Source organism: Flavobacteriaceae bacterium, from assembly GCA_014075215.1.
Lineage (GTDB): Bacteria > Bacteroidota > Bacteroidia > Flavobacteriales > Flavobacteriaceae > Polaribacter.
On record CP046177.1, the window covers coordinates 1,655,942 to 1,679,602 of the forward strand.

The following is a 23,661-nucleotide window of genomic DNA, read 5'->3' on the forward strand; positions in this document are numbered from 1 at the left end:
GATAACCTCACAGATACTTAAAACCTGTGGATTATATATTGGTATAAAGGTTTAAAAAACATGATCAGGATGTTCCAATTTGTCCAACAAAGAGCGGTACTCTTTTTGTAACAAAGATAATCCATATTGATAAGAAGCATTCATCCATCCGAATCCTTCCCGGGTTATGTACGAAAAATCTGTTCCTACATTTCCGTATTCTGCAAAGACTTTATGAGTAGCTGCTACAACATCGTATTTTTCAGGAATGGTTCCGTTGTAATCTACTGCATTTCGGGTGATCATATACAACCACCTGTAGATCAGCTCTTGGGCAAGATTTTCATATTCGTAATTTAACAAGCCTTTCCAGATCATCATTTGGTGTGGAGCCCAACCATTCGGATAATCCCATTGTCTCTGTGGTCTTTTTTCTGAAATTTCACCAATACTTTTTTGGGTACTCCCGGCAATGCCTCCTTGTTGTAATAATTGTGGTATCGCATTTTTTACGAGTTGTGTTGCTTGTTCTTTGGATGCCAGTTTACACCATAAAGGAAGTAGCGTAGTGGCAGCGATGAAATCAGATCGTTTTTGAAGTTTTGTATCATAGTCAAAATACATTCCTTTGATCGCGTTCCACAAATATTGATCGACCAGTTCTCTTCGTATTTTTGCCTTTTTCATCCAATAATTACCGGTGAGCGTTTGATCTCCCATAGCAAACAGGTCGTCAAACTCGTTTTGTATGAGTTCCGCAAAATCAGTTTCGTATTTGTAGAGCATACAGTTGAGGTCTACAAGGTTAAGATCGGCACAATTTCCATCAAGCCTATACGATGTATCGTGTCCGGATTCTCTTACCGATCTGTCATGCAAAAAATAAAGGTCTAATAATGGGTTTTGGATACTCCCATTATCATAAGCCTCAATATATTCGGTAATTGTCAATCCTTTTTTATTAGCAAAAGGTTCAATAATTGCATCAAAATGCCCTTCTTCGGTTTCCGGAGGAATTCCTATTCCTTCTGCCAGATAACGATTTAACCCATTTTCAGTTTTCCTTTTACCATCTACCATCCAGATGGTCTCGTAGGCTTTGATAGCTGTTTCCAAATGGCTTTTCAACCAATTTTTATTTTTGGTTACTTCATAAACTTCTCTGATGAGGCTAGAATAAAAAGGCGGTTGTGTCCTGGTCAGGTAGTAAGAACGATTGGCATTTAAGATTTTTCCGTAATGTTCTATCTGATATTGAAAATGATCTGCCATACTTTTGGCTAAGGTTACTTTTCCATCCACCATCAGTCCCACAGCTTCAAAATAACTGTCCCAGCCATACATTTCATTAAATCGTCCTCCGGGAACAACAAAAGGTATTCCAACAACTTCCTTTTCTTTTTGTTCTAATCTTAAACTCAAAATTCCGGGAGATTTGTTGATGGATTTTACGTATTCCGGAGTAATGTTTTCCGGTAACCGTATGGTTTTGATGGGGAGCGTTTTCTCTAAATCAGTATAGTATTTATAGGCTATATCATCTTTGAAAGGGACATAAACAGGCAGTACGTCAGAGGTTAATGATTTGTTTTTGGTATCGCTAGTGAGTCTTTTGATCCCGGATTTGTCCATAGTTCTGGTAAGTCCGTTCCAATAGTATTCTTTGATCATTCGGGAAATTCTATCGGTAGGGAGTTCTTCAATTTTTTTAAGAGGAATCTTTGCAATTGCTTTTCCTTCCAGTTTTTGAATGACCAGTTCTTGCAGAAGGTTGGAAAGATGGTACGTTCCTTTTATTTTATAAGATTTTTCGTTGTAAAAAACAGTAAAAGATTTGGGGCCTTTGTCTTCTACCGTAATTTTTTTATCACCGTCGGTGTCCTCTTGTTCTAAAAGCCGCTCTAAAGTTTGTTCAATATCAAATTCAAAAATCATAGATTATGGGTTACTAACTTGTTTAGTCTGAAGATAGCAAAAAGGATAATAGCCATGGGAACGAGTGAAAGATAAAAAACATTATTTCCTCCTAACAGATCGAATAAACTTCCAATGATAAATGACCCGATGGTTCCGCCTGCAGCAGAGAAAAATGTTAAGATTCCAGCTAATGAGCTATGTTGAGATTTATCGGTATTGGAAAGTACCGTAGAGCTTATCAAGGGGTACAAAGGAGCTAAGAACAGCCCAATCATAGGGAATAAAAATGATACTAAAGGCAAATCACTTAATTTCCCCGCAGTTTGATTGGGAACATTACTTGCCATAGGAAGTATCAAAAGCACTAAAACAACAGCTAAAAGCAACCCTGTAGTGGCGATGTAAACCCATTTAATTTTTTTAATTAGCAACCCGGTAATAAACCTCCCAAAAGCAAATGAAGCCATTAATATAACTGCCATCTGCGATGCTAATTTTGCTTTGATGTTTAGAGTTTCTTTATTAAATGTAGGTAACCAGGTCATGATACCCTGTTCAGTCATTACATAAAAAAAAGCAAAAACAGCAAACAACCATATGACGGGCGTTTTAAATAGTTGAAGCATATTGCTAAAATCCTGACGTAATGTTGTTGTTGTTTCTTCTATATGGAGGTTGAATTTTGATAGCAGGATAATGAAAAAAGAGATCCCGATAATGGCCGCCATGAGTACATATCCTCTTAACCATCCATTGGGATCTGTATCACTATAGAATAAAGGAAAAACAGTATACATAAAAATGATGCCCACCATGAAGGTAGTTTCTATATAACTCATCAGTTGGCTGTGATCTTTTTTTGTATTTGTTGCATATCCTATTAAAGCATACACAGATACTTTTACAATAGCAAATGACATTCCTGTTACGGCAAATAGTATTTTAACTACCCAAAAAGCATTGCCATAATACATTCCCAAACAACCTAAAAATACAAAAGCCAATGCAAAAAGCATTCCTTTTTTATAACCTATTTTGGGTAAAAAAGAACCTATGATAAAGGAAATAATAGCAATGGGTATGTCTTTAAATAACTCAAGAAGAGCAGCACTATCTTTGGAAACTCCATATACCTCTTGAGAACGTTCAATTAAAATTCCTACACTATTTAAGAGTGCTGCAAAAACAAAATAGATGAGAAAGAGCGATATTTTAATTCCTATATTTTTCATTGAGCTTCGGTTTTACGGATATTTAAACGGATGGCTAATAAAGAAGCAATGATAAAGAACACTCCGGCAAATAAAATAGCGTTGATAGCATTTCCTCCCAAAAGATACTTATAAATAGGCCCAAATGTGAGGGTTTGAATGCCCATTGGAATGACAATCATCATATTTAAGATACCCATGTATACACCTCGTCTGTCTTGCGGAACAACTTTAGATACCATGGTGTACGGTATTCCCATCATAGCGGCCCAACCAATTCCAAATAGTATCATTGGAATCAAAACCAGATTTGGATCGCTGATAGATGGGATACAAAACAAGGCTATTGCCGTGCTCACCAAACTTAAGCCATAAATCTTTTTACCACCAAAACGAGTGGTTAAGGGTACTAGTGCCATGGCAATCAACATAGTAGCAGTATTGTAAGTAAGGCTCATTTTTGCAGCTTGAGAAGCCGCTTCGGAAGTAGAATAACCCAACGTTAATTTAAAGAGCGGCGTAATAAACTGCCAATAAATAAAGAGTGCGTACCATTGAAATAAATAAACAGCTCCTATTTTCCACATAAATTTTGGCATATCTTTAATTGCGTCAACTATTTCTATAAAAGGCTTTATGACACGTTGACTTAAAGGTAACATCTTCATTTTATTTACTTCTTTCATTTCTTCTTCTGTAGGAGGAATTTCCGGAGTTTTAAGTACAGACCATAAAATAGTTGTTAATGATAGAATACCCCCAATATAGAACGAATAATACAACCATTGCGGAATAGTACCTGCTTCTTCAACAGATTCTCCCCCAAATAAATATTGAAATAAAACAATGGAACCATTAGCTAATAAAATTCCTGCCCCTACAAATAAACTTTGCATTTGGTAACCTAAGTTCAATTGTTTTTCAGGTAATTTATCACCTACAAAAGCTCTGTAGGGTTCCATAGCCATATTATTCCCAACATCTAAAATCCATAATAATCCTACAGCAAACCAAAGGACAGGGCTATGAGGAAATGCAAACAAACACAGGCTACCCAGTAATGCTCCTATCAAAAAATAAGGCTTGCGTCTCCCCCAACGAGGAGACCAAGTTTTATCTGACATGGCACCAATGATTGGCTGAACGATAAGGCCGGTTACAGGCCCGGCAATATTTAAAATAGGTAGCATCTCTTCCGATGCGCCCAAATATAGGAATATGGGATTTATTGCAGTTTGTTGTAGCCCAAAACTGTACTGGATTCCCAGAAATCCAACATTCATATTTAATATTTGCCAAAAAGATAACTGTGGTTTTTTAATCATCATATTGTATTTAAGTTCATTATTGCTGTTTTAAAGGGAAGAACACATCTGTTTTCCAGGTCAATTCACTGGTTCCCGAATGAGGGTCATTGTAATAAAACTCTACGGGGTAGAGCTCTATAGCTATCCGGTTTCTAGCTGTATATGCTATCATACTGAACCAGGCCCTGTCTGAAAGCATATAATTGCCGTTAAAGACTATTTTAAGCGCTTCTCTTTCGGGAATCGTTTTTAATACGATATCTTTTAGCAATTTATATTCCTTTTTTTTAGGAATAGGAAAGCAAAAATCAAAATCGATCGTTTCCTTTTTTTGATGCCATTGGGTAACCTGTAATAGAGGATATTCCGTAATGGGAATTTCATTTAATCTTAAAAAATCCAACAAAATCGGGTTTTTTTCTATCATCTGGCTTGCTTTTGAAAGTAATTTCCCGGAAGAAGATACACAGGCACAGTACTTTTCAGGGATAGTTGCTTTTTCGGGAGTACTGACCTTGTATTTTAACTCATGGGATTTTAATTCGTTTCGTATCTTTTTTGCGATTCGAATACTTTTTCTTACAAAATCGGTCTTACCAAAAAGCAATTTGAATTTTTGATAAATACTGTGATTTTTATCTTTAAAACAGGCATATACTTTTGTAATGGAATCTGATATGCTGTAAAATTGCCAATCTATAAGCATGATAGAATCGTTTTCTTTTATTTGTAAGGCTACTTTTGAAAATGCCTGTTTACTTAAAATTTGAGTTTTTTTGGCTTTTGAACCGGGCCATATATTCCAATTGGATAATTTATGGTAAACTACGCCCGGAGCATTACTCGTTTCAAAGGTTACCCGGTAGTCGTACTTTTTTATAAAGAAATACCAGATTGCAGCAGCTACCAGTACACCCGAAATAGCATATATGAGTTGTTTTTTTTTCACGAAGTTGTGCTATTTTTAACTACTGTTTTTCAGGATTTGTTATCAGTTTTTCAACAACATATTTCCCTATATCTCGTCCTTGTTTTACACCTATATCTATTGCGGCTTTATAGTGAATCCCTCCATAGAGCCTGCTTATGGCTGCTTCATTTGCTGCTTGCTCAAAAGAAGAAAACGAACGAACGGGTAATCCGTACGGAATTTCCGTGTCATCATCGAAGTTGAAATTTTCACCGAAAATAGAGGTAAGTACCACCGAAGCGGCTCCTGATATCACAGAATGCCCACTGGTATATTCGGGAAAAGGAGGAGTTTGCAAAATGGGTTGCCAACTGTCATCTATGTATTCATTGATTAACGTTTCCGGTCGTACCAGATTGCTTCGATATTTTTCATCCCAGCAACTGATAAATCCTTCAAAAAGCCCTATTGATGTTTTCGTGAATGCATGTACGGCATTTTCAAAATCATACTTACTTTTTTTACAGGCTATTTTTGTAATACCAATCCAGTGAGCTCCCGGAGTTATTTTTTTTGTGGCAAACATCAAATGCCCTCTGGTTATGGAAATATAAGGGTTACAATCCCAAAACTGAGCAATTTGAATCTCTTCCGAGCTGTCTCCCTTTTTCGTGATTTCCCGACTAATATCGTATACTTCTATGAGTTCTTTATAAAATGCACTGTTTTTTTCCAGGGAAAACGGCGGGTGTTTGGCAGGTTTGAATTGTGCGGCAGAATCTAATACTAAAGTTCTGATTTTATTCCAATGTGGTTCAATTCCGTTCATATAAGCAGGAGGCGTTGGCTGCCACCGTGAAGGATCGTCAATTTTTACCTGGAACTTTGGCATCGTGGGTATTTGCGCATAATTATCTTTACCCATCCATTCTTTTATATGGTCTATTACCTTTGTAGCATAATTTTTAGAGGTATTAAATTCTTTGCCGTTCTTTTGTTTCCATACACTGAAAAGACTGTCTCTGTAGCTACTGATTTTTTCTTCGGAAAAAATGAGCGTTTTGCTTATTTCGATATGAGCAATTAAGGCTGCCAGATCCAGGTTGATGTTCTCATTTTCAGGTTTTGGAATGGGGTGTAACCCTTTCAATTGACCACTCAAAGGTGTAAAGTTTCCCTTTTGTGAGATAATTTCATAAGCTGCAATGTTCGGATATACATATATTCTGCTGGCAACAGGCGGCGAAAATATGTCGTGAACCATTATTTCTGTTACCTTATCTACACTATGGTAAAAATCGATAGTGTCTATGGTAATGGGTGTTTCTTTTTTACAGGAAACAATAAAAACAGCGATGATAAAACTTCCTGATAAAAATGGTTTTTTACTCATTTTCAATTGCATATATCTGAGGTTTTTGGTTATTAAAAGTAATTAATAAATAAGGCGTATTATTGATATTTATAAGATTCAGGTGTCTGGTAGATTTTAAGCTTACATCCAGACCCAGTTCATTTCCTGAAATGATAGTTGTTGGGTTTTTGATAAGTGCTCCGGGAAAAGTATCAAATCTCCCGTGATAAGGAGTAACCCCAAAGAAATTACCGGCAGCCAATACTTCTTCAGCTGTATCGCCATCAAAATCCGATTTCAAAAAAGCTTTGATAGGGGCTATCTGCATCTTATTCCCAAAAGGGATAAAACGGAATTTTCCTGCATTATTTTCCAGGTATCCGGAACTTAATGTATGTACTTTTAGCGTTTTGCCGGCTTTTAAATTTTTCTTTCCAAATATTTCTTCAACGGTTTTCCCTGCAAATGCTCTATATGCGGGATATTTCTTTCGCAAATGGGGCATTTGCCCACTGAGTTCATCGAAAGAGGTAATAGGGTAGTACCCCCCTTGTTTATAATGGGCTATAACGGGCTCGTTTATGCCATTCTTATCAAAGTCATTGTGATAGAGCATCAGAGGCTTTTGAGCGGTAGCCGTTAATTTTGTATTGTGACCCCAATTTCCCAGTAGGTAATCCTGATCGCCATCCTGATCAATATCAAAAGCTATAATTGCCTGCCAAAGTCCGTTTAAAGGTTGGTCAAGGAGTTCTTTTCGGGCAAATTTTCCATTTTCGTTTTTTAAAAATACAGGAGGCATCCATTCTCCCACAGCAATTATATCCTGAATCCCGTCCTGGTCAAAATCCGACCAGATAGCATGGGTTACCATCCCTATCGGGAGCTTTTGAATGCTGTCTTTGGAGAACGCCCCTTTGTGGTTATACAAAACATAGGACATGGGAATTTCTCCGTAATTATTGGTAACTACATGGTTTCCTATAAATACATCCGTATCATTATCTCCGTCTACGTCATTGGCAATGACTACGGAGGCATTTTCATTTAGTTCTTTTATATATTCAATTGCTTGTAGGGAGTCTTTATTCAGTAAAACCCTATCTAGCAGTGCCGGTTGCACTCTTGAGAAATCCGCTCCTCCGGTGGCAATAAAAATATCGTTTTTTTGGTCGTTGTTAAAATCTGAAATGACTGCGGATACGTCTTCCGTAATACTATCTTTTTTAGTATTTGGCAATTGCTGTAATTCAAATCCGTTTGCTGTTTGAATATAGATTTGCGAAGGAGCGTATTTTGAACTTCCGAAAAACAGATCTTCTTTGCCGTCTTCATTCAGATCTCCTACGGCAACAGCGGGTCCCGATTCGGATACTTTAAAGGGAATAAGAGGTTGCCTGTGAAAATCTACATAAGAGTCTTCTTTATGCGTATATGTTATGTTAAAGTTGTGAGATACCCTGGTAAAGAGCACTTTGTTTTGATTCTTGGGCATCTTATAAGAGGGCATCTCTTCTTGATAGGGGATTGTTAAATCTTGATTAACAGGAAGTTCTTTTACTAATTGCGGTGTACCATTTGGCCATATAATCCTTAGCGAATCTATGGTAGTATAATTCCCATAGCCAAAATGAATAATAGGTTGTGAACTGGCTTGAAACCCTCTGGAAGTGAATAGTTCTTTGAATTGCAGCGTACCCTCGTTGTGATATGAGTATACTTTGGTTCCTATTCCCTGAGGGTTCTTTTCCGTGTATGTGAATTTTAATTTTAAGTAGTTTGTTTTTTGGTCTGCCAGGTTTTCTAAGATACCGGCCTGACTATTTAAGTTGTTGATTACGAGGTCTAAATCTCCATCGTTGTCAAAATCGCCAAAAGCAGTTGCTCCTGATACCAGGGCATCTTTTGACATCCAGGCACCTGACTTATCATTGAATTTGAGAGTAGACGTCCCTTCAAAGATATAATTATGTACTTTTCCTGAAGGCATTAGATTCAGCGCCTCTTTGTCTACCAATTTGGTTTGATTTATTTTATTTTTGATCTTTTCACTGGAAACAAACCGAATGAAATCGAGATCATTAGGCCTTTTGGGAATCCCATTGGAAATAAACATATCCTGATGTCCGTCCTGATTGTAATCTTCTATCAAAACACTCCAACTCCAATCGGTTGCAGCTACACCACTCAACAGTGCGGTTTCCATGAATGGCTGCTTTTTTTGATTGATATGAAGCATATTACGAGTATACTGATAATAATATCCAAAACGTTCTGTCCTGAGTTTGAGGGTCTGAAAATTATCATCGCCTTCCGTAGATTTGAGTACAGATTCGTCTTGAGGAAGCATATCTAAGGTCATTAAATCGGGCCATCCGTCACGATTAATGTCTGACACATCATTTCCCATAGAGAATCTGGTAATATGCCCAAAATATGTTCGCAGGGATTCTTTAAAAGTGCCATCTCCCTGATTCAGATAGTAATAGTCATCTTCATGAAAATCATTTCCTACATAGATATCAGGATATCCGTCTTTGTTAAAATCGGAAATGGCAAGCCCCAATCCATAACTGTTAATACCTCCATAAATTCCTGCTTCTTCACTTACGTCTGTAAATGTGTGGCCATCATTTCGCATCAATCTATCTCCGGCCTCATAATTTCTTTGCTCTCTTAGTGATGCTTTGCCAAAAGAGTTTTGTGTATGTACTGCATGATTTAACAGGTACATGTCCAGATCGCCGTCCAGATCATAGTCAAAGAAAGCAGCAGTGGAGCTAAAAGTGTCAAAATCCAATCCGTAAGCTGCTGATTTTTCCGTAAAAGTATTATCTCCATTGTTAATAAAAAGTTGATTGTGCCCTTCAAATCCGTTGATACCTACCACTGCACAAGTATAAATATCTAAAAAACCATCATTATTAACATCTGCCATGACCGTACCGGTATCCCAACTGTTTTTTCCGGCTACTCCTGCCTGATCTGTTATATCTTCAAATTGCCAGTTTCCTTTGTTTAGATACAATGCGTTTTCAGACTGGTTTGCCGTAAAGTAGATGTCGGGAAGCCCATCATTATTAATATCTCCTACCGCAACTCCGCCACCATTATAAAAATACAGATAGTCCAGGATATTCAGTTCATCCGTGGCATTTATTTTATTGTTAAAAACAATACCGGTAGTATCGACCTTTTTGTTTTTAAATAAGGTCTGCTCCCTATTGCATGCACAGATAAAGACAAATCCGAAAATCAATAGTACAATTTTATTCATTAACTGAAAATATTTTTGGAATATCATTATTTATTGCTAAAAATAAAAAGGTTTTTCCCGAACGATCTTTAAATGTTTTGATATGTTTTACTTCATTTTTGATAAAGAAACCGCTTTTATCATAGTCCTGCCACAAAAAGTTATGGTTTCCGTCGTTGAGTAAAACATCTCCGTATCCGGCATCCAGTCTCGAATATTGCGGTTTAAACTCGTAATCGTTACCACCCATTACAAGATCGAGATAACCATCTTTATTTACATCTATACATACGATGTCGCAGATACAGGATAATTGCGTTCTTACCGGTAACTCTTTGGTTGTAAACACTCCGTTTCCCTGGTTAATAGCTACCAAAGATTCGGAAACTTCTACATATTTTACTTCCGAATTGTTTATGATTTCTTTTGAAAAAAGTTCCTGAATGGTTTTTTTCGCGTAATCGGAAGCTTTTAAATTTTCTTTTTTTAAGGATAATAACTGAGCTACCAGTTCTTTTTTCTGATGGAGAGGATAATCTTTACCATCAATTGTCTGAGTCATGATTTGCTCAATGGTTCCGTTATTGTCAAAATCGTTGATCCAGATTTTCATGGGACTGCCTTTTTCAGGGATGTAATGCAGATTTTTACCTTGATTTCCCATGATAAAATCGATATCTCCGTCATTGTCCAAATCGGCTTCTTTTATGGCTTTCCACCATCCGTGCAAGCTGTCTAAAGACGATTTTAATAAAGAAAGCCGTCTGCCTCCTCGGTTGACAAATATTTTAGGTGTTCCCCAGTCGGAAACCGTGATCAGGTCTTTTTTGCGATCCTGATTGATATCCACCCATAACGCATCTGTAATCATACCGGCTTTTTTTACGTGATATGCAATGCGTTCCGTAGCATTTTTAAAGGTTCCATCTCCTTGATTTTCCAGGAATACATGTGTAGGGTTGATACCATAGTGGCTTACCACGCTTCTGGAACCTATAAAAAGATCCATATCGCCGTCTTCATCAAAATCATTTGGAGCAATGACGGAAACATTATCTGCAGAAGAAGGAATATTGACCGACGATTTTGAAAACCCGCCTTTACCATCGTTCAAGTAAAGTCGATTTTTCATTTTGGGTTGATTGCCGACTTCGTTACCCCCCGACCCGACCATAAGGTCCATATCACCGTCCTGATCCGCATCAAAAAAAGCAGCGGCAGTATCTTCAAATTCACGGTCTTCCTCAAAAGCTTTGGGTAGGTAAGGTTGTAATCTCCCTGACCCTTTATGATAATAGATGGTAGCCGGTTGCCCTCTAGACCCACCGATAAAAATATCTTCGTGTCCGTCATTATTAATATCTGCAATACTTAGAGCAGGCCCTTCTTGTGATAATTGATGGCTGATAAGGCCTTCGTAGTTAAAATCATTATAAGCATTTTCTTCATGAGCTATGAGTTTTGTATTCTCCAGTTTTTGTAATTGGGTGTTTTGTGAAGGGTGTTTTTTAGGCACTACATATTTTTGAGTAGCTTCTGACTGGGAAAGTTGCAAAGTTTGGTTTGCCTGTACATTTTGCAAACGAGTAAAAGAGTCATCCGACCAGATAACATGTATGGAATCGATCGTATTGGCTTTGCCTAATCCCACAGTCATAGTATATTCCATAGATGATTGAAAGCCTCTGAACGGAACGAGTTCCTGGTAGGTGATACTGCTCCCGGAAAATAATTTTACTCGGGTACCTACTGCAAACAGGTTTTTCTCTTTTCCTTTGAACTTGAGTTTGATGTAATGATTACCTGTCTTCTCTGAAGTATTATTCCTATAGACAAATGCTTCCATGTTGACATTGTTTACTACGAGGTCTAAATCTCCGTCATTATCCAAATCTCCGTAAGCAGCTCCGTTAGACATACCGGGTGTACCCAAACCCCATTGTTTGGCCATGTTTTTAAAAGTCAAATCTTTGTTGTTTCTATAAGCATAATTGGGTAACGGAACTACGGGCATTTTATTAATGATAGAATCGATGGCTTCTTTTTTTCCGGTAAGGGCCATTTTCTGGATAATCTCATTGGCAAAAAAATCAACAAAATCCAGATCAGTAAGGTCGTGGTTAATACCATTCGTGACATAGATATCGCGATAGCCGTCATTATCCATGTCAAATAAAAGCCCTGCCCAACTCCAGTCGGTGGCAGAAATACCGCTATAATAAGCTATTTCGGAAAAACTCCCGTTTCCATTATTGAGTTGTAAAGTATTTTGAATGTATTGCTGGTAAAAATCTCTGCTCTGTTTTAGTTTGAAAACATCATATCCTTCAAACTCCATGACAGATTTGACTCTTTGATCACCGTCGGGAAGCATGTCCGTAATAAAGATATCTGCCAGACCATCATTATTGATATCTGCCATATCTATACCCATTGCCGACAGGGAAAGATGAGGGGTCCAGTTTTTTATTTCTTCTCTAAAGGTTCCATCCCGGTTGTTAATATATAAATAATCTCTTTCGTAAAAATCGTTGGATACATAAATATCGGGATAACCATCCTGATTAATATCACTGATCATGACTCCTAAACCAAATCCAATCAAACTACCATAGATCCCTGCTTCTTCACTTACATCTGTAAATGTATTGCTGTCATTTCTCAATAGCATATCACCCACTCCTCTGAAGATATCCGGAACATTTTTCCAGTTTTGTGCCCTTTGTTCTCTTTGCTTGGCAAATTTAAGGCTACTCACCGGAATATTGCTGTTATTTAATATATAAGCATCCAGGTCGCCGTCTTTGTCATAATCAAAAAAAGCGGCATGAGTTGAAAATCCGGTATGAGCCAAATTGTATTCTTTGGCTTTTTCAGTAAAAGTAAGGTCGCCGTTGTTGATGTAAAGGTCATTATCATGATTATCTCCTTTTAAATTTCCGGCATTGCTTACATATATATCTAAAAGGCCATCATTGTTTATATCTACCATATTAACACCGGTAGACCATGGTTTGTTTCCTTCTACTCCGGCAGCAGCAGAAATATCTTCAAACGTAAAATCACCTTTGTTTAAATATAATTTATTAGCCTCCATATTTGCTGTCATATATATATCGGCCAGCCCGTCATTATTAATATCACCTATGGCAACACCGCCTCCGTTATAAAAATTTCTGTATTTAAAAATATTGAAGTTTTTTTGGTTTACTACCTTATTTACAAATTGAATACCTGTTTTAGAGGCAGGCAGGGCAGTAAAAAGGATATTCTTTTCAGTTTTTTCATTATTTTCCTTTGCTTTTTCACATGAAGTAAATATCAGTGTCAATACAATGAAAAAGACACGAGTACTATATGTAAATGGTTTGGATATATGATTCATTGGAATTTTTAAAAAGTTTTATTTATCAAACATATTTATTCAATTATATAACTTAAAATACTGTCATTATTTCTGGCAACCAATAAGTACGTTTTATCTTTTATCTTTATTTTTCTATGGGCCTGTACTGTTCCCTGAATTCCAAAATGATAGTACGGAACATAAGAAAAACCTCCTTTTTGATCGTTTATAAGAACTTCCCCGTGCGAGGCGTCTAATTTACTTAATTGTGTGTTTAATTCATAATTATTACCCGCTAACATAATGTCAGGATAAGCATCTTTGTTGAAATCATATACAAAGATGTCATTGATAGCTGAAATTTGACCAAAATAGGGGAAGGGCTGTTTTTTGAATTTCTGTTGCCCTAAATTTTCAAAATAACAGGTAGCCAATTCGTATACCCTTTTTTTCTCAGATTTACGCAGTTTTGAAGTTGTAAGAATATCCTTAAAACTTGCATTGGCAAAGGATTCATGAGTAAGGTATTTTTTATTGATTGATGGAAGTTGTTTCGCTAATTCTTCTTTGGACGAAAAAAGCGTTTCTTCTCCTTTGTAGTAATAGCTGATAACAGGGTCTTTATATCCGTTATCATCAAAATCGTAACTGTATAAGGTTACAGGTAAATCTTCCGAGGCTTGTAATCTGGAATTTAACCCCCAATTACCCACTATGAGATCTACATCTCCATCCCGGTCAAAATCGTTTGCTTTGATCGTATTCCACCATCCGTTTGATTTTTCCAACCCACCGAAATAAGATTTTATAAATTGATTATTTACATTTAAAAAGATAGTAACAGGCATCCAATGGCCTATCACGATAAGATCTTTTTTACGATCTCCGTTAAGATCTTCGAATACTACATCTTTTACATTGCCTATGCGTTGGAAACCCGGAGCTATTGTTTTGGTAACATCCCGGAAGTTTCCTGTTCCGTCATTTTCGAAAAGGTATTGTTGAGCGGATTTCCCAAAAACGGTTTTTTCTACATCGGAAGTAATGCAAAGATCCAAATCATTGTCATTGTCAAAATCGATAAACTTTACTTTAGATCCGTTTATTTCAATTTCTTTGAATTGGTCAACATCTCTGACAAATGTGCCTTTGTTATTGGTATACAACCTGGGCCGAAGAGGGGTACCCGATTTAAATTCATTTCCCCCGTATTCTATGATAAAAACAAGTAAAAGTTGAGATATTATTTTTACTAATTTATGCAGCAAATTTAAAAGTATCTACATAGGGTGTTTGTCGTTTGACAACGGCAAACACTCTTGCTATTAATTTGTTTCTAATAATGTTAACGGTACTCATTTTACTTTTGCCTTGTTTTATTCTTTTATGATAGTATAATTTCATTTCTGGGTTATGTTGTATAGCAGAAATAGCGCACATATTAATAATTGCTTTCAATTTTTTATTAGCCAAATGAGAGACTTTTGTACGTCCTTTAATACTAGTTCCAGATTGGTAAGGAAAAGGAGCAACACCACAATAAGAGGCAAACTTTCTCCAGTTTTCAAATTTTGAAAAATTGTCAGTAAACACAATCATCATTATAGCAGTTTGCATTCCTATACCTTTAACACTAGTAACAAGTTTATAGGTTTCTTTTAACATTATATTTTGGTCAATAATAGCTTGCATTTGAGTATTAATCTTGTGTATTTGTTTGGTTAGTTCTGCAATCATTTTTTGTTGAACGTCAAAGATTATTTTATACTCTTTTGCTTTATAAATTCTTTTTTGTTCTTTCAAAGTAACTTTAAAACCAGCTCTTTGTTTGTTAAGTTTTGTCCTTAAAGATAAGAGACTTTTTAGTTGTAATATACTTCTTTTAGGTAGCTTACTGGGTTTAAGTTCTTCTTTTAATCGATACCCATATAGAGCAATGCGTTTGGCATCAATTTGGTCATCCTTTCCACGAGCAATACCAATAGATCTTTTAATTTCTAAACCAGAAGCTATGAAAAAAGATAATTTTTGTTCAGTTAAAGACACAGATAATAAATGAGAGTACATTCCTGTATGTTCAAATACAAACATGGTTTCTTCTTTAGAGAAAGACGAATTTTTAAAACTCCACTTTAGCATTAATTTAAATCCAGATTTACTGTTCTCAAACTGTTGAACAATTTGTTTAGAATAGATACAAACATCAATTAATAATTTACTGACATCGATTCCGATAATTTCATTTGTTTTCATAATTTTGTAATTAGATATTAATAATAGTTACTTAAACTAAGACCTTTAATAAGGGCAGAAACTGAAATTCTATATGGTTCTAAGTAACTTTTAAAAAGAACGGAGACTAATACGGGGGATGGCTCTAAAAAGCTAGCTGGCCGCTAAAGTTCACTCCGTTCTTTTGTGTTTTTGGTTATCAACAAAATAAGAGTTATTAACAAAGAAAAAAAGAAGCAAAAAAAGAAATTTCATCATAACTATTATGTTTTTATTTTAAGTAATTATTTCTATTTGCTAATCTAAAGGCTGACAATAATTAAATCTTTATAACCATCATTATTGATATCACCAAAATCATGAGAGATATCTTCATTAAGAAGGGTTTTAGAAAAAAGTGCTTCTTGATGACGTGTGAATTTTCCTTGCTCATTTTGGATAAACATTGCAGAAGGTTGGCCTTTGGCACCTGATATAAAAAGATCCTCCAGGCGATCATTATTTACATCGGCAATAGAAATATCAGGCCCGCAATTAGACAGTGCATAAGGAATTAAAGGATCTCTGCTAAATTCTACCGGGGTATTATCTTTATGCTTAAAAGCTATCTTTTTGACACGTTTTATATTTTTTTGCCGGTTGGTTTTTCGTTCTTTTTTTGATACACTTTTCGCGTTTAGGTAATCTAAAGTAATGGTATTATTAGCTTCTATTTTTTGTATCACTTCTTCTTTGTCGTTTGGCCAGGTGATACGCAATGAATCTAACAAAATTATTTCGCCCAACCCAAAATGAAGTTGAGGAGGTATGGCTGATAAATACCCGCGAGTGGTATAATTTTCCCGTGTTAGCATTTTATGATTTGCGTATAACGTAACCTTTGATCCTATTCCGTACCTGTTTTTCTCCGGACCTTTAAAATGTACCTTTAGATAATTCGTATTTCCCTGGTTTTCTAATGTATTGTTTTTTAATATATACGCATTTTCATTACTATTGTTGACAACGATATCCAAATCTCCGTCATTATCTAAATCGGCATAGGAAGCTCCATTGCTGTATGAATCTTTATTAAAACGGAGCCAATGGTCGGTTATATTTTCAAATTGCAACCCATTTCGATTTTTAAAAAAATAGTTAGCCGTTTTTTTCTTAGGTATTTTTTCAATGAATTTCAATTCACTTTTTGTTAATCCGGAGGCTATTTTTTTCTGAATTTCTTCATTAGCAATGAAATTGATAAAATCCATGTCATTCGTAGCACCGAGGATTCCATTGGTAATATACATATCATTAAAACCATCATTGTCAAAATCGGCAATCAAAGGACTCCACGACCATTCGGTAGCTGCTATGTTACTTAAATAGGCGGTTTCGGAAAAATTGAATTTTCCCCGGTTTATATGCAGTGTATTTTGCATGAACTGAGGAGCATACCCATTTTTTAAATAATAATGATATATCTGATAATCATATTCTTTTCCTGATCTTTTGTATGTTTTTAAATCTTCAGGCAGCATATCCAATGAAACAATATCCATCAATCCGTCATTATTTATATCGGCAATGCTGTTACCCATTGAAAAATGAGTGGTATGCCCTAATTGTAAAGGGTTTTTATGAATAAGTTCCGTAAAAGTTTTATTTTTATTATTGGAATATAGGTAGTCATTTTCAAAGAAATCATTTCCAATATAGATATCCGGATAGTTATCATTATTCAGATCACTAATTCCTATTCCCAAACCATATCCTATATTTCCCTGAAAAATTCCGGAATTTTCCGAGACATCTGCAAATACCCCATTTTTGTTTTCATAAAGCCTATCACCACTTGCCATATCTTTTACCTGCCTTTTAAATCCTTTCCCATAGTTTCTGTTCGGATATATGGAATGGTTTAATAAAAACAGATCCAAATCATGATCTTTATCATAATCAAAAAAAGCTGCCTGAGTAGAAAAAGCGGCAATATTAAGGCCGTATAATTCCGATTGCTCTTTGAAAGTAGGAATGCCTTCTTCATTTATGCCTTGATTAACATATAGTAAATTATGCCCTTTTACGGACAGATGTTTTCCAACTTTGCAAACATATATATCAAGTAATTTATCATTATTAATGTCTACGGTAGTTACTCCTGTTGTCCAACTTTCACTATTATCGATAGCAGCTATTTCAGTAATATCATTAAAATGAAAGTTCCCCTTATTTAAATACAGTTTATCCGGGCCCTGGTTTGCCGTAAAATATATATCCGGTAAATTATCATTGTTAAAATCAGCAATGGCAACCCCTCCTCCGTTATAGAAATAAAGGTAGTTTAGTATATTAAGTTCTTGCGTATTTTTAATTGAATTTATAAAATGAATACCTGTTTCTGAAGAGGAAAGAAATTCAAATTGATTTCCCGGATTTTGAGGCTGCTCTTTATTGCATGAAAAACACAGCACTAGGCAAAGTTTATAAATGATGTTTCTTTGAAGCATGTACACAATATAAACTACTAAAGTACTAAAGAAGTCATTTATAAAGCAATTTTACAGGTGATTTTAATTTTTGAATTCAAAGTAAAAAAACTCAAAGTCTTTCAAACTATTTTTATCAAAAAGAATACTGTTTTCTTAGTGTTTTAGAAGAGTTAGGTAAATTTTCAACTGTTATAGTACCCAAAAATTAATGCAAAAAAAGAAGCTGCCTTTTTAGACAGCTTCTTTTAAACATCTAATCGCAAGTCATACTATACGAAAAACTTAATTTTAGTATCCGGGATTTTGAGTTAAATTTGGATTCAATATTAGTTGGCTATCCGGAATCGGGAATACATTTTTATTGGTATCACCTACTGCTGCAGGGTCTTTAAACTCCCAGTTTTTGGTATATTGCCCAAAACGTATCATATCATTTCTTCTCCAGAACTCGGCATATAATTCACGTCCTCTTTCGTTGAGTAAATCTTGCTCTGTAACCGAAGCCAGAGAAGAGGCGCCTCTTAGTGTTCTTAATTGATTTACCATAGCGGTTGCATCTCCACCTGAACGCATAGTTGCTTCCGCTTTCATCAAATGAGCATCGGAAAATCTAAAGAAAATTTCGTGATTTGCAAATCCGCCATATCTTGGATTGTATTTCATGACTCTAATACCTGTTCTTTCATTATTATTAATCAGGCTTGCATTTCCGCTATTGTCTAAAAACTCTCTGGTGAAAACTAATGGAGCTCCGGGTCGGTCAGTTAAAGGAGTTCCGTCATAATTATATTGTTGCCCTATAAGAAACCCGAAACCTATATTAGAACCATCGGCAAAACCGTCGCTGTTAGAGTCGGTACCACCGGGAACACTTGCTAAAGGCAATCCGGCATTTGGCACAAACCCTCTACGTTCTTCTTGTGAGCCACCCTGAACATTAGAGTTAGGATCTCCTTCAAATAAGTCGTAGAATTCTGCTAAAGTAGAGAAACCATTCCAGCCTCCTCCTGTAATTTCCGGAGCACTGTTATAATGAAGACCATTCCAGATTCTATTCCCTACAGATGTCGGAATAAACCATATAGTTTCATTATCTAACTGCTCTCTGAATATATCAAAATATCCGCTTACTAACGCATATCCTTCCGAAGCAATTTCATTGACAAGCGAAATTACACGGTTCATATCCGTAGTATTTACAGCAGCACCTGTATAAACGTGTTTGTTCAATAAAACTTTAGCTAACAAATACCTGGCTGCTGCTTTATTAGCTCTGGAATTTCCCGCTCCCGGAACTTCTGCAGATAGGTTGGTGATAGCACTCTCTAAATCACTGACAATAAAATCAACAGCGGCACTTCCTGTAAGTACCTGGGGATTCTGAGAAGAAGGAGCTGTAGTATCTCTAAACGGAACCTGTCCGAAATTATCTAAAATAATAAACATTCCTAGAGCTCTTAAAAAAGATGCGTGGCCCATTTGTTGTGCATTGGCATTACTTCTCGAATCAAGAATTTGTGAACCTTGTAGTTGGGTTTCGTTCCATTGATTCCAGACATTTAAAATATACTGGTGTTGAGATGTCCAGTTGTGTTGATGTAATTGTCTCCAGATACCATTATCTCCCCAGTCAGTACCTCTGGTAGGGATTAAAGCAGCATCCGTAGTTACCTCGCTCAAAGCAAAAAGATTGGCTTGATCTCCTATTTTACCATTTAAACTATTATAAGCATTATCAAGAGCAGCATTTACATCCGCAACTCCGGTAAAGCCACTTGATAATCTTGAATCGGTTTCTTTAATTTCCAGATCAGTGCAAGAAAATAGCAAAGCAACTGAAATTGAGTAAAGAAAAAAACTATGTAGTTTTTTTATTGAATTAAATTTTTTCATTTGTTTATTTTTTAAAAAGTTATATTAATTCCACCGGAAATAATTCTAGGCCTTGGATAAGCAGCATAATCGATTCCTGCAGAAGGGATTCCATCTCCAAAATCGCCTGTATTCGTAGTTACTTCCGGATCTAAGCCTTTATAACCGGTAATTAAGAATAAATTCTGCCCTGTCAGGGTCAATCTTACTGATTTTAAATACGTTTTTTCTTTCAAAGGAAGGTTATATCCAACAGAAAGAGATTGTAATCTGATAAAATCTCCTTTTTCCAGATATCTGGTTGAAACTTCTGCCGAAGTACCGGGGTTCTCACCACTGGTTACAACAGATTGTATTACATTTCTTGAAGTGGTAATAGAACCGGAAGTAAAGAAGGCATTAGCCGTAGCATTATATACATAAAAACCTCCAAACTGACTGGCTAAACTTGCACTCACATCAAAGTTCTTATAGCTGTAAGTCAGAGACAGTCCCGCATTAAAGTCGGGTAAAGCATCTTTTCCCACAAATTTTTTGTCTAAAGCAGGATCTCCTACACCATCTCCGTTTACATCAGCATAGGTTGGCAATCCGTTAACCAAACCTGTAAACTCTGCCATATAAAATGAAAATAATGATTGACCTGCTGCTATTCTTTGTGCAAAAGCATTCGTAAGGCCGGCACCTCTAATGGGGCCAATATCGGCGACTCTATTTGTACCGGTAATTTCATTGTGATTGTATGAGATATTAAATGATGTTGAAAATGAAGAATCTTCGGTATTAAGGAAATCATAATTCAACCCTAATTCAACCCCTTGATTGATTACTTTGCCATCCGATAAGTTCTGGAACACGAAAAACGGAGGTAATGCCGGTGCTGCAGCCCCTGAAAAGAACAAAAGATCTCTGGTCTCTTTTCTATAAATGTCAATACTTCCACTAAATCTGTCATTATCAAAACCAAAATCAAAACCAAAATTTAAATCCAGAGTAGATTCCCATTTTAAATCAGGGTTGTCATTTCCCGCGAAACCTAAGCCCGGAGTATTGATACTTCCGTCATCATTAATTCCGGGTTGCACAAAACGCTGTCTTAAAGCAAAATTACCGTGGCCTAATCCATCCTGATTACCTACAATACCAGCTCCCACTCGTAGTTTTAGAGTAGAAAAAGTATCTCCTATAAAGTCTTCCTGATCCAATTTCCACGCAAATGCGCCTGAAGGGAAGAACCCATATCGGTTGTTCGAACCAAATCTGGAGGAACCGTCAGCTCTTACAGTTGCAGTAAGCAAATATTTTTCTTTAAACGTAAGATTTGCTCTGGCAAAGAACGATTGTAACTCATCAGTAGTATCAAAAGTATCGCTCCAGAAAGAACTTACACCATTTGCACTTGCAACTGAAAGTGTTTCCGTATTGGTAATAGTAGGGAACAGTCTTGTGATAAATGATCCTCCGCTATGGAACCCGAAACTCTGAAAGCTACCCGTAATAGAACTAGCTATAGTTGAACGAGCTTGTCTTAGGTTTGTTGCAATCTGATTCAGATCTGTAGAACCAAATCCCCATCCTTGAGAGTTAAAACCGGAGTTTTGGAAATCCTGATAAGAATATCCGGCAACGGCGTCTAATTTTAGAACTCCAAACTCTTTTACATAGTTAGCTGTCCACTCCAGAAGTTTACTTTCGGTTTCCAATACATTGTAAGAGCCCTGACCATTACCGGAAACTCTGTTAATTCCGTTCACATTTGCATTAAACACACTGGTAGCGGAAGCATCAAATTTATCATATCCCAAATTTACTTTGGTACTAAGTTCATCAATGATCTTATAACCGGCTGAGAAATTGATTAAGTACCTTTCTGCATTTGACCTACTTTGATAACTATTTAACAAGTTAGCAGGGTTTAATGCACCTCCACCTGCATCAAAAGTAGGGTCATCGGGCCATGTAGGGTTAGCAAGATATGCAGCTCCGATTAAATCACCGTTGAATCCAGCTGTAGAACTGATAGGTGCCGCATCATCATTTACTCTTGAAATACTGGCTTGTAAATTCAGTGTCAACTTGTCTTTAAAAAACAGGTGTTGCGCATTGATTCTACCTGTAATACGCTCTTGGCCTGAGTTTTCTATTATCCCTTCCTGATTTCCATAACTAAATGTAGCTCTTACATTTCCTTTCCTGTAACTTCTGGAATAGCTAAAATCGTTTGTTACGGAAAGAGCTCTTCTGCTTATAACATCCTGCCAATCGGTATTACTTCCGAAATTTAGAGCAGCGCTATCTCCTCCAAATTGGGTAATAGCAGCCAAATATTGTGGGCCGTTTAAAAGATCATAAGTTTCTCTGGCTTCTGAAACACTAAAAGTAGAATTAAGTTCAAACTTTCCCTGTCTGCTACCTTTCCCGCTTTTTGTTACGATAATAACTACTCCATTTGCTCCTCTGGATCCATAAATAGCCGTAGCAGAAGCATCTTTAAGGATGTTGATACTTTCTATATCATTTGGGTTGATGAAGTTTAACGGGTTTTTTGCATTACCTCCTCCAAAAGCAATATCTCCGGGAGCAGGTGTCCCTCCACCTGATAAAGGAATGCCGTCTACTACAAATAACGGGTTATTATTAGATCGGATTGAATTGGAACCTCTGATTCTAAATGCGATTCCTGCACCAGGTTCACCGGTTGCTTGCGTAATCTGAACTCCGGCAGTTTTTCCCTGAATCAACTGTTCGGGAGAAGCAACAATACCTTTGTTAAAACTTTCAGAGGTAACAGAACTTACCGATCCTGTTGCGTCTTTGATAGTAGTTTTACCATATCCTATGACTACTATCTCATCTAATTGGGTCGAATCTTCAGCCAGCGTTACATCTATTATTGTTTGCCCGCCGACAGGAACTTCTTGTGTTGTGTATCCCAGATAGCTAAAAACAAGCACAGCATCTGAAGATTGGACCGTGATGGTATAATTACCATCCAAATCTGTTTGAGTCCCTGTAGAAGTACCTTTAACTTGTACGGTAACTCCAGGCAAGGGCCCCGAACTATCAGAAACAGTACCTTTTACAGTTGTTTGACCATAAGCTATACTTCCAATGAGTATAAGAATGGGCAATAAAAAACTTTTACGTAAATTACTTTTCATAATTGAAGTTTAATTGAGTTGAAACATGAATATCTTAAAGAATAAAGATATACATTAATTATTAATTAATTATAGATTAACGTGCAAATTGTGTTTTTTTTTTAATGAAACAAAATAAATAATACTAAAATATAACGAAAAAAACCGAAAACGTTTTCGGTTTTTGAAAAGTAGTTGGCGGCTTGCAATAGTTTTTTTGAGAATTTTTTTGCGAAAAATGTTAGTGTACATAACAAAAAACAATCTAAAAGATGCTGGTTTAACCCGGATTCTGCATTAGAAAACCTATTACAAATTGAAACCGTTTCAAAATATATTGTTTCACTGCATTTTTGAAATGAACCGGTACTACGCTATATTATTGTTTTAACCTCACAGAAAATCAATTTTTGTATGGATATAGTATGAGACCTTTGCCATATTGATTTGGCAGAAAAGTTCGACGTCCGAAGAACATTTTGAACCGGAATAACCTGTTGGTTTTGAGGGTTTAAAACTTGCAAGAAGGAAGAAATTTGAAATCAAATCAATTTAAATGCGGAATATATCACTATTTTTGACAAAGGTCTCAGTATATTATTTAGGAATTAAGTATCTTTCCTTCCGGATTATTAAAGTATGTGTATGTTATACTCATTTTTGATT

General features: G+C 36.1%; 12 protein-coding genes. All 12 read right to left on the minus strand.

The features are described from left to right. Positions 1 to 51 precede the first annotated feature (51 nt). The gene (locus GKR88_08295; GenBank protein QMU64284.1) at positions 52 to 1,914 is read right to left on the minus strand and encodes a trehalase; all 1,863 of its coding nucleotides are present in this window, start codon (positions 1,912 to 1,914) and stop codon (positions 52 to 54) included. Next, positions 1,911 to 3,128 (minus strand): MFS transporter, encoded by a 1,218-nt coding sequence (locus GKR88_08300; protein ID QMU64285.1) that lies wholly within the window; start codon positions 3,126 to 3,128, stop codon positions 1,911 to 1,913. The genes GKR88_08295 and GKR88_08300 overlap by 4 nt, the downstream gene beginning before the upstream one ends. Further along, positions 3,125 to 4,435: an MFS transporter gene (locus GKR88_08305; protein QMU64286.1), complete on the minus strand. Its 1,311-nt coding sequence runs from the start codon at positions 4,433 to 4,435 to the stop codon at positions 3,125 to 3,127. Before GKR88_08305 ends, GKR88_08300 begins: the two co-directional genes overlap by 4 nt. Before the next feature lie 16 nt (positions 4,436 to 4,451). Continuing rightward, the gene (locus GKR88_08310) at positions 4,452 to 5,363 is read right to left on the minus strand and encodes a hypothetical protein (GenBank protein QMU64287.1); all 912 of its coding nucleotides are present in this window, start codon (positions 5,361 to 5,363) and stop codon (positions 4,452 to 4,454) included. Between the two features lie 19 nt (positions 5,364 to 5,382). Then, entirely contained in the window at positions 5,383 to 6,717 is a 1,335-nt protein-coding gene (locus tag GKR88_08315) for a phosphatase PAP2 family protein (protein ID QMU66673.1), read from the minus strand. Continuing rightward, complete coding sequence (locus GKR88_08320; protein ID QMU64288.1) at positions 6,710 to 9,955, minus strand: hypothetical protein; 3,246 nt, start codon at positions 9,953 to 9,955, stop codon at positions 6,710 to 6,712. The genes GKR88_08315 and GKR88_08320 overlap by 8 nt, the downstream gene beginning before the upstream one ends. Continuing rightward, a complete protein-coding gene (locus tag GKR88_08325; protein ID QMU64289.1) occupies positions 9,948 to 13,319 on the minus strand; it encodes a CRTAC1 family protein in 3,372 nt (1,123 codons plus the stop codon). The genes GKR88_08320 and GKR88_08325 overlap by 8 nt, the downstream gene beginning before the upstream one ends. Positions 13,320 to 13,354: 35 nt before the next feature. After that, positions 13,355 to 14,560 carry a hypothetical protein gene (locus GKR88_08330; protein QMU64290.1) on the minus strand — a complete coding sequence of 402 codons (1,206 nt, stop codon included), beginning with the start codon at positions 14,558 to 14,560 and terminating at the stop codon, positions 13,355 to 13,357. Next, positions 14,538 to 15,533 (minus strand): transposase, encoded by a 996-nt coding sequence (locus GKR88_08335; protein QMU64291.1) that lies wholly within the window; start codon positions 15,531 to 15,533, stop codon positions 14,538 to 14,540. The genes GKR88_08330 and GKR88_08335 overlap by 23 nt, the downstream gene beginning before the upstream one ends. A gap of 281 nt (positions 15,534 to 15,814) precedes the next feature. After that, positions 15,815 to 18,001, minus strand: a complete 2,187-nt coding sequence (locus GKR88_08340; GenBank protein QMU64292.1) for a hypothetical protein — start codon at positions 17,999 to 18,001, stop codon at positions 15,815 to 15,817. Positions 18,002 to 18,271: 270 nt separating this feature from the next. After that, on the minus strand, positions 18,272 to 19,876 hold the full coding sequence (locus tag GKR88_08345) for a RagB/SusD family nutrient uptake outer membrane protein (protein QMU64293.1): 1,605 nt from the start codon (positions 19,874 to 19,876) through the stop codon (positions 18,272 to 18,274). Between the two features lie 11 nt (positions 19,877 to 19,887). Continuing rightward, a complete protein-coding gene (locus GKR88_08350; protein QMU64294.1) occupies positions 19,888 to 23,016 on the minus strand; it encodes a SusC/RagA family TonB-linked outer membrane protein in 3,129 nt (1,042 codons plus the stop codon). Between the last annotated feature and the right edge of the window lie 645 nt (positions 23,017 to 23,661).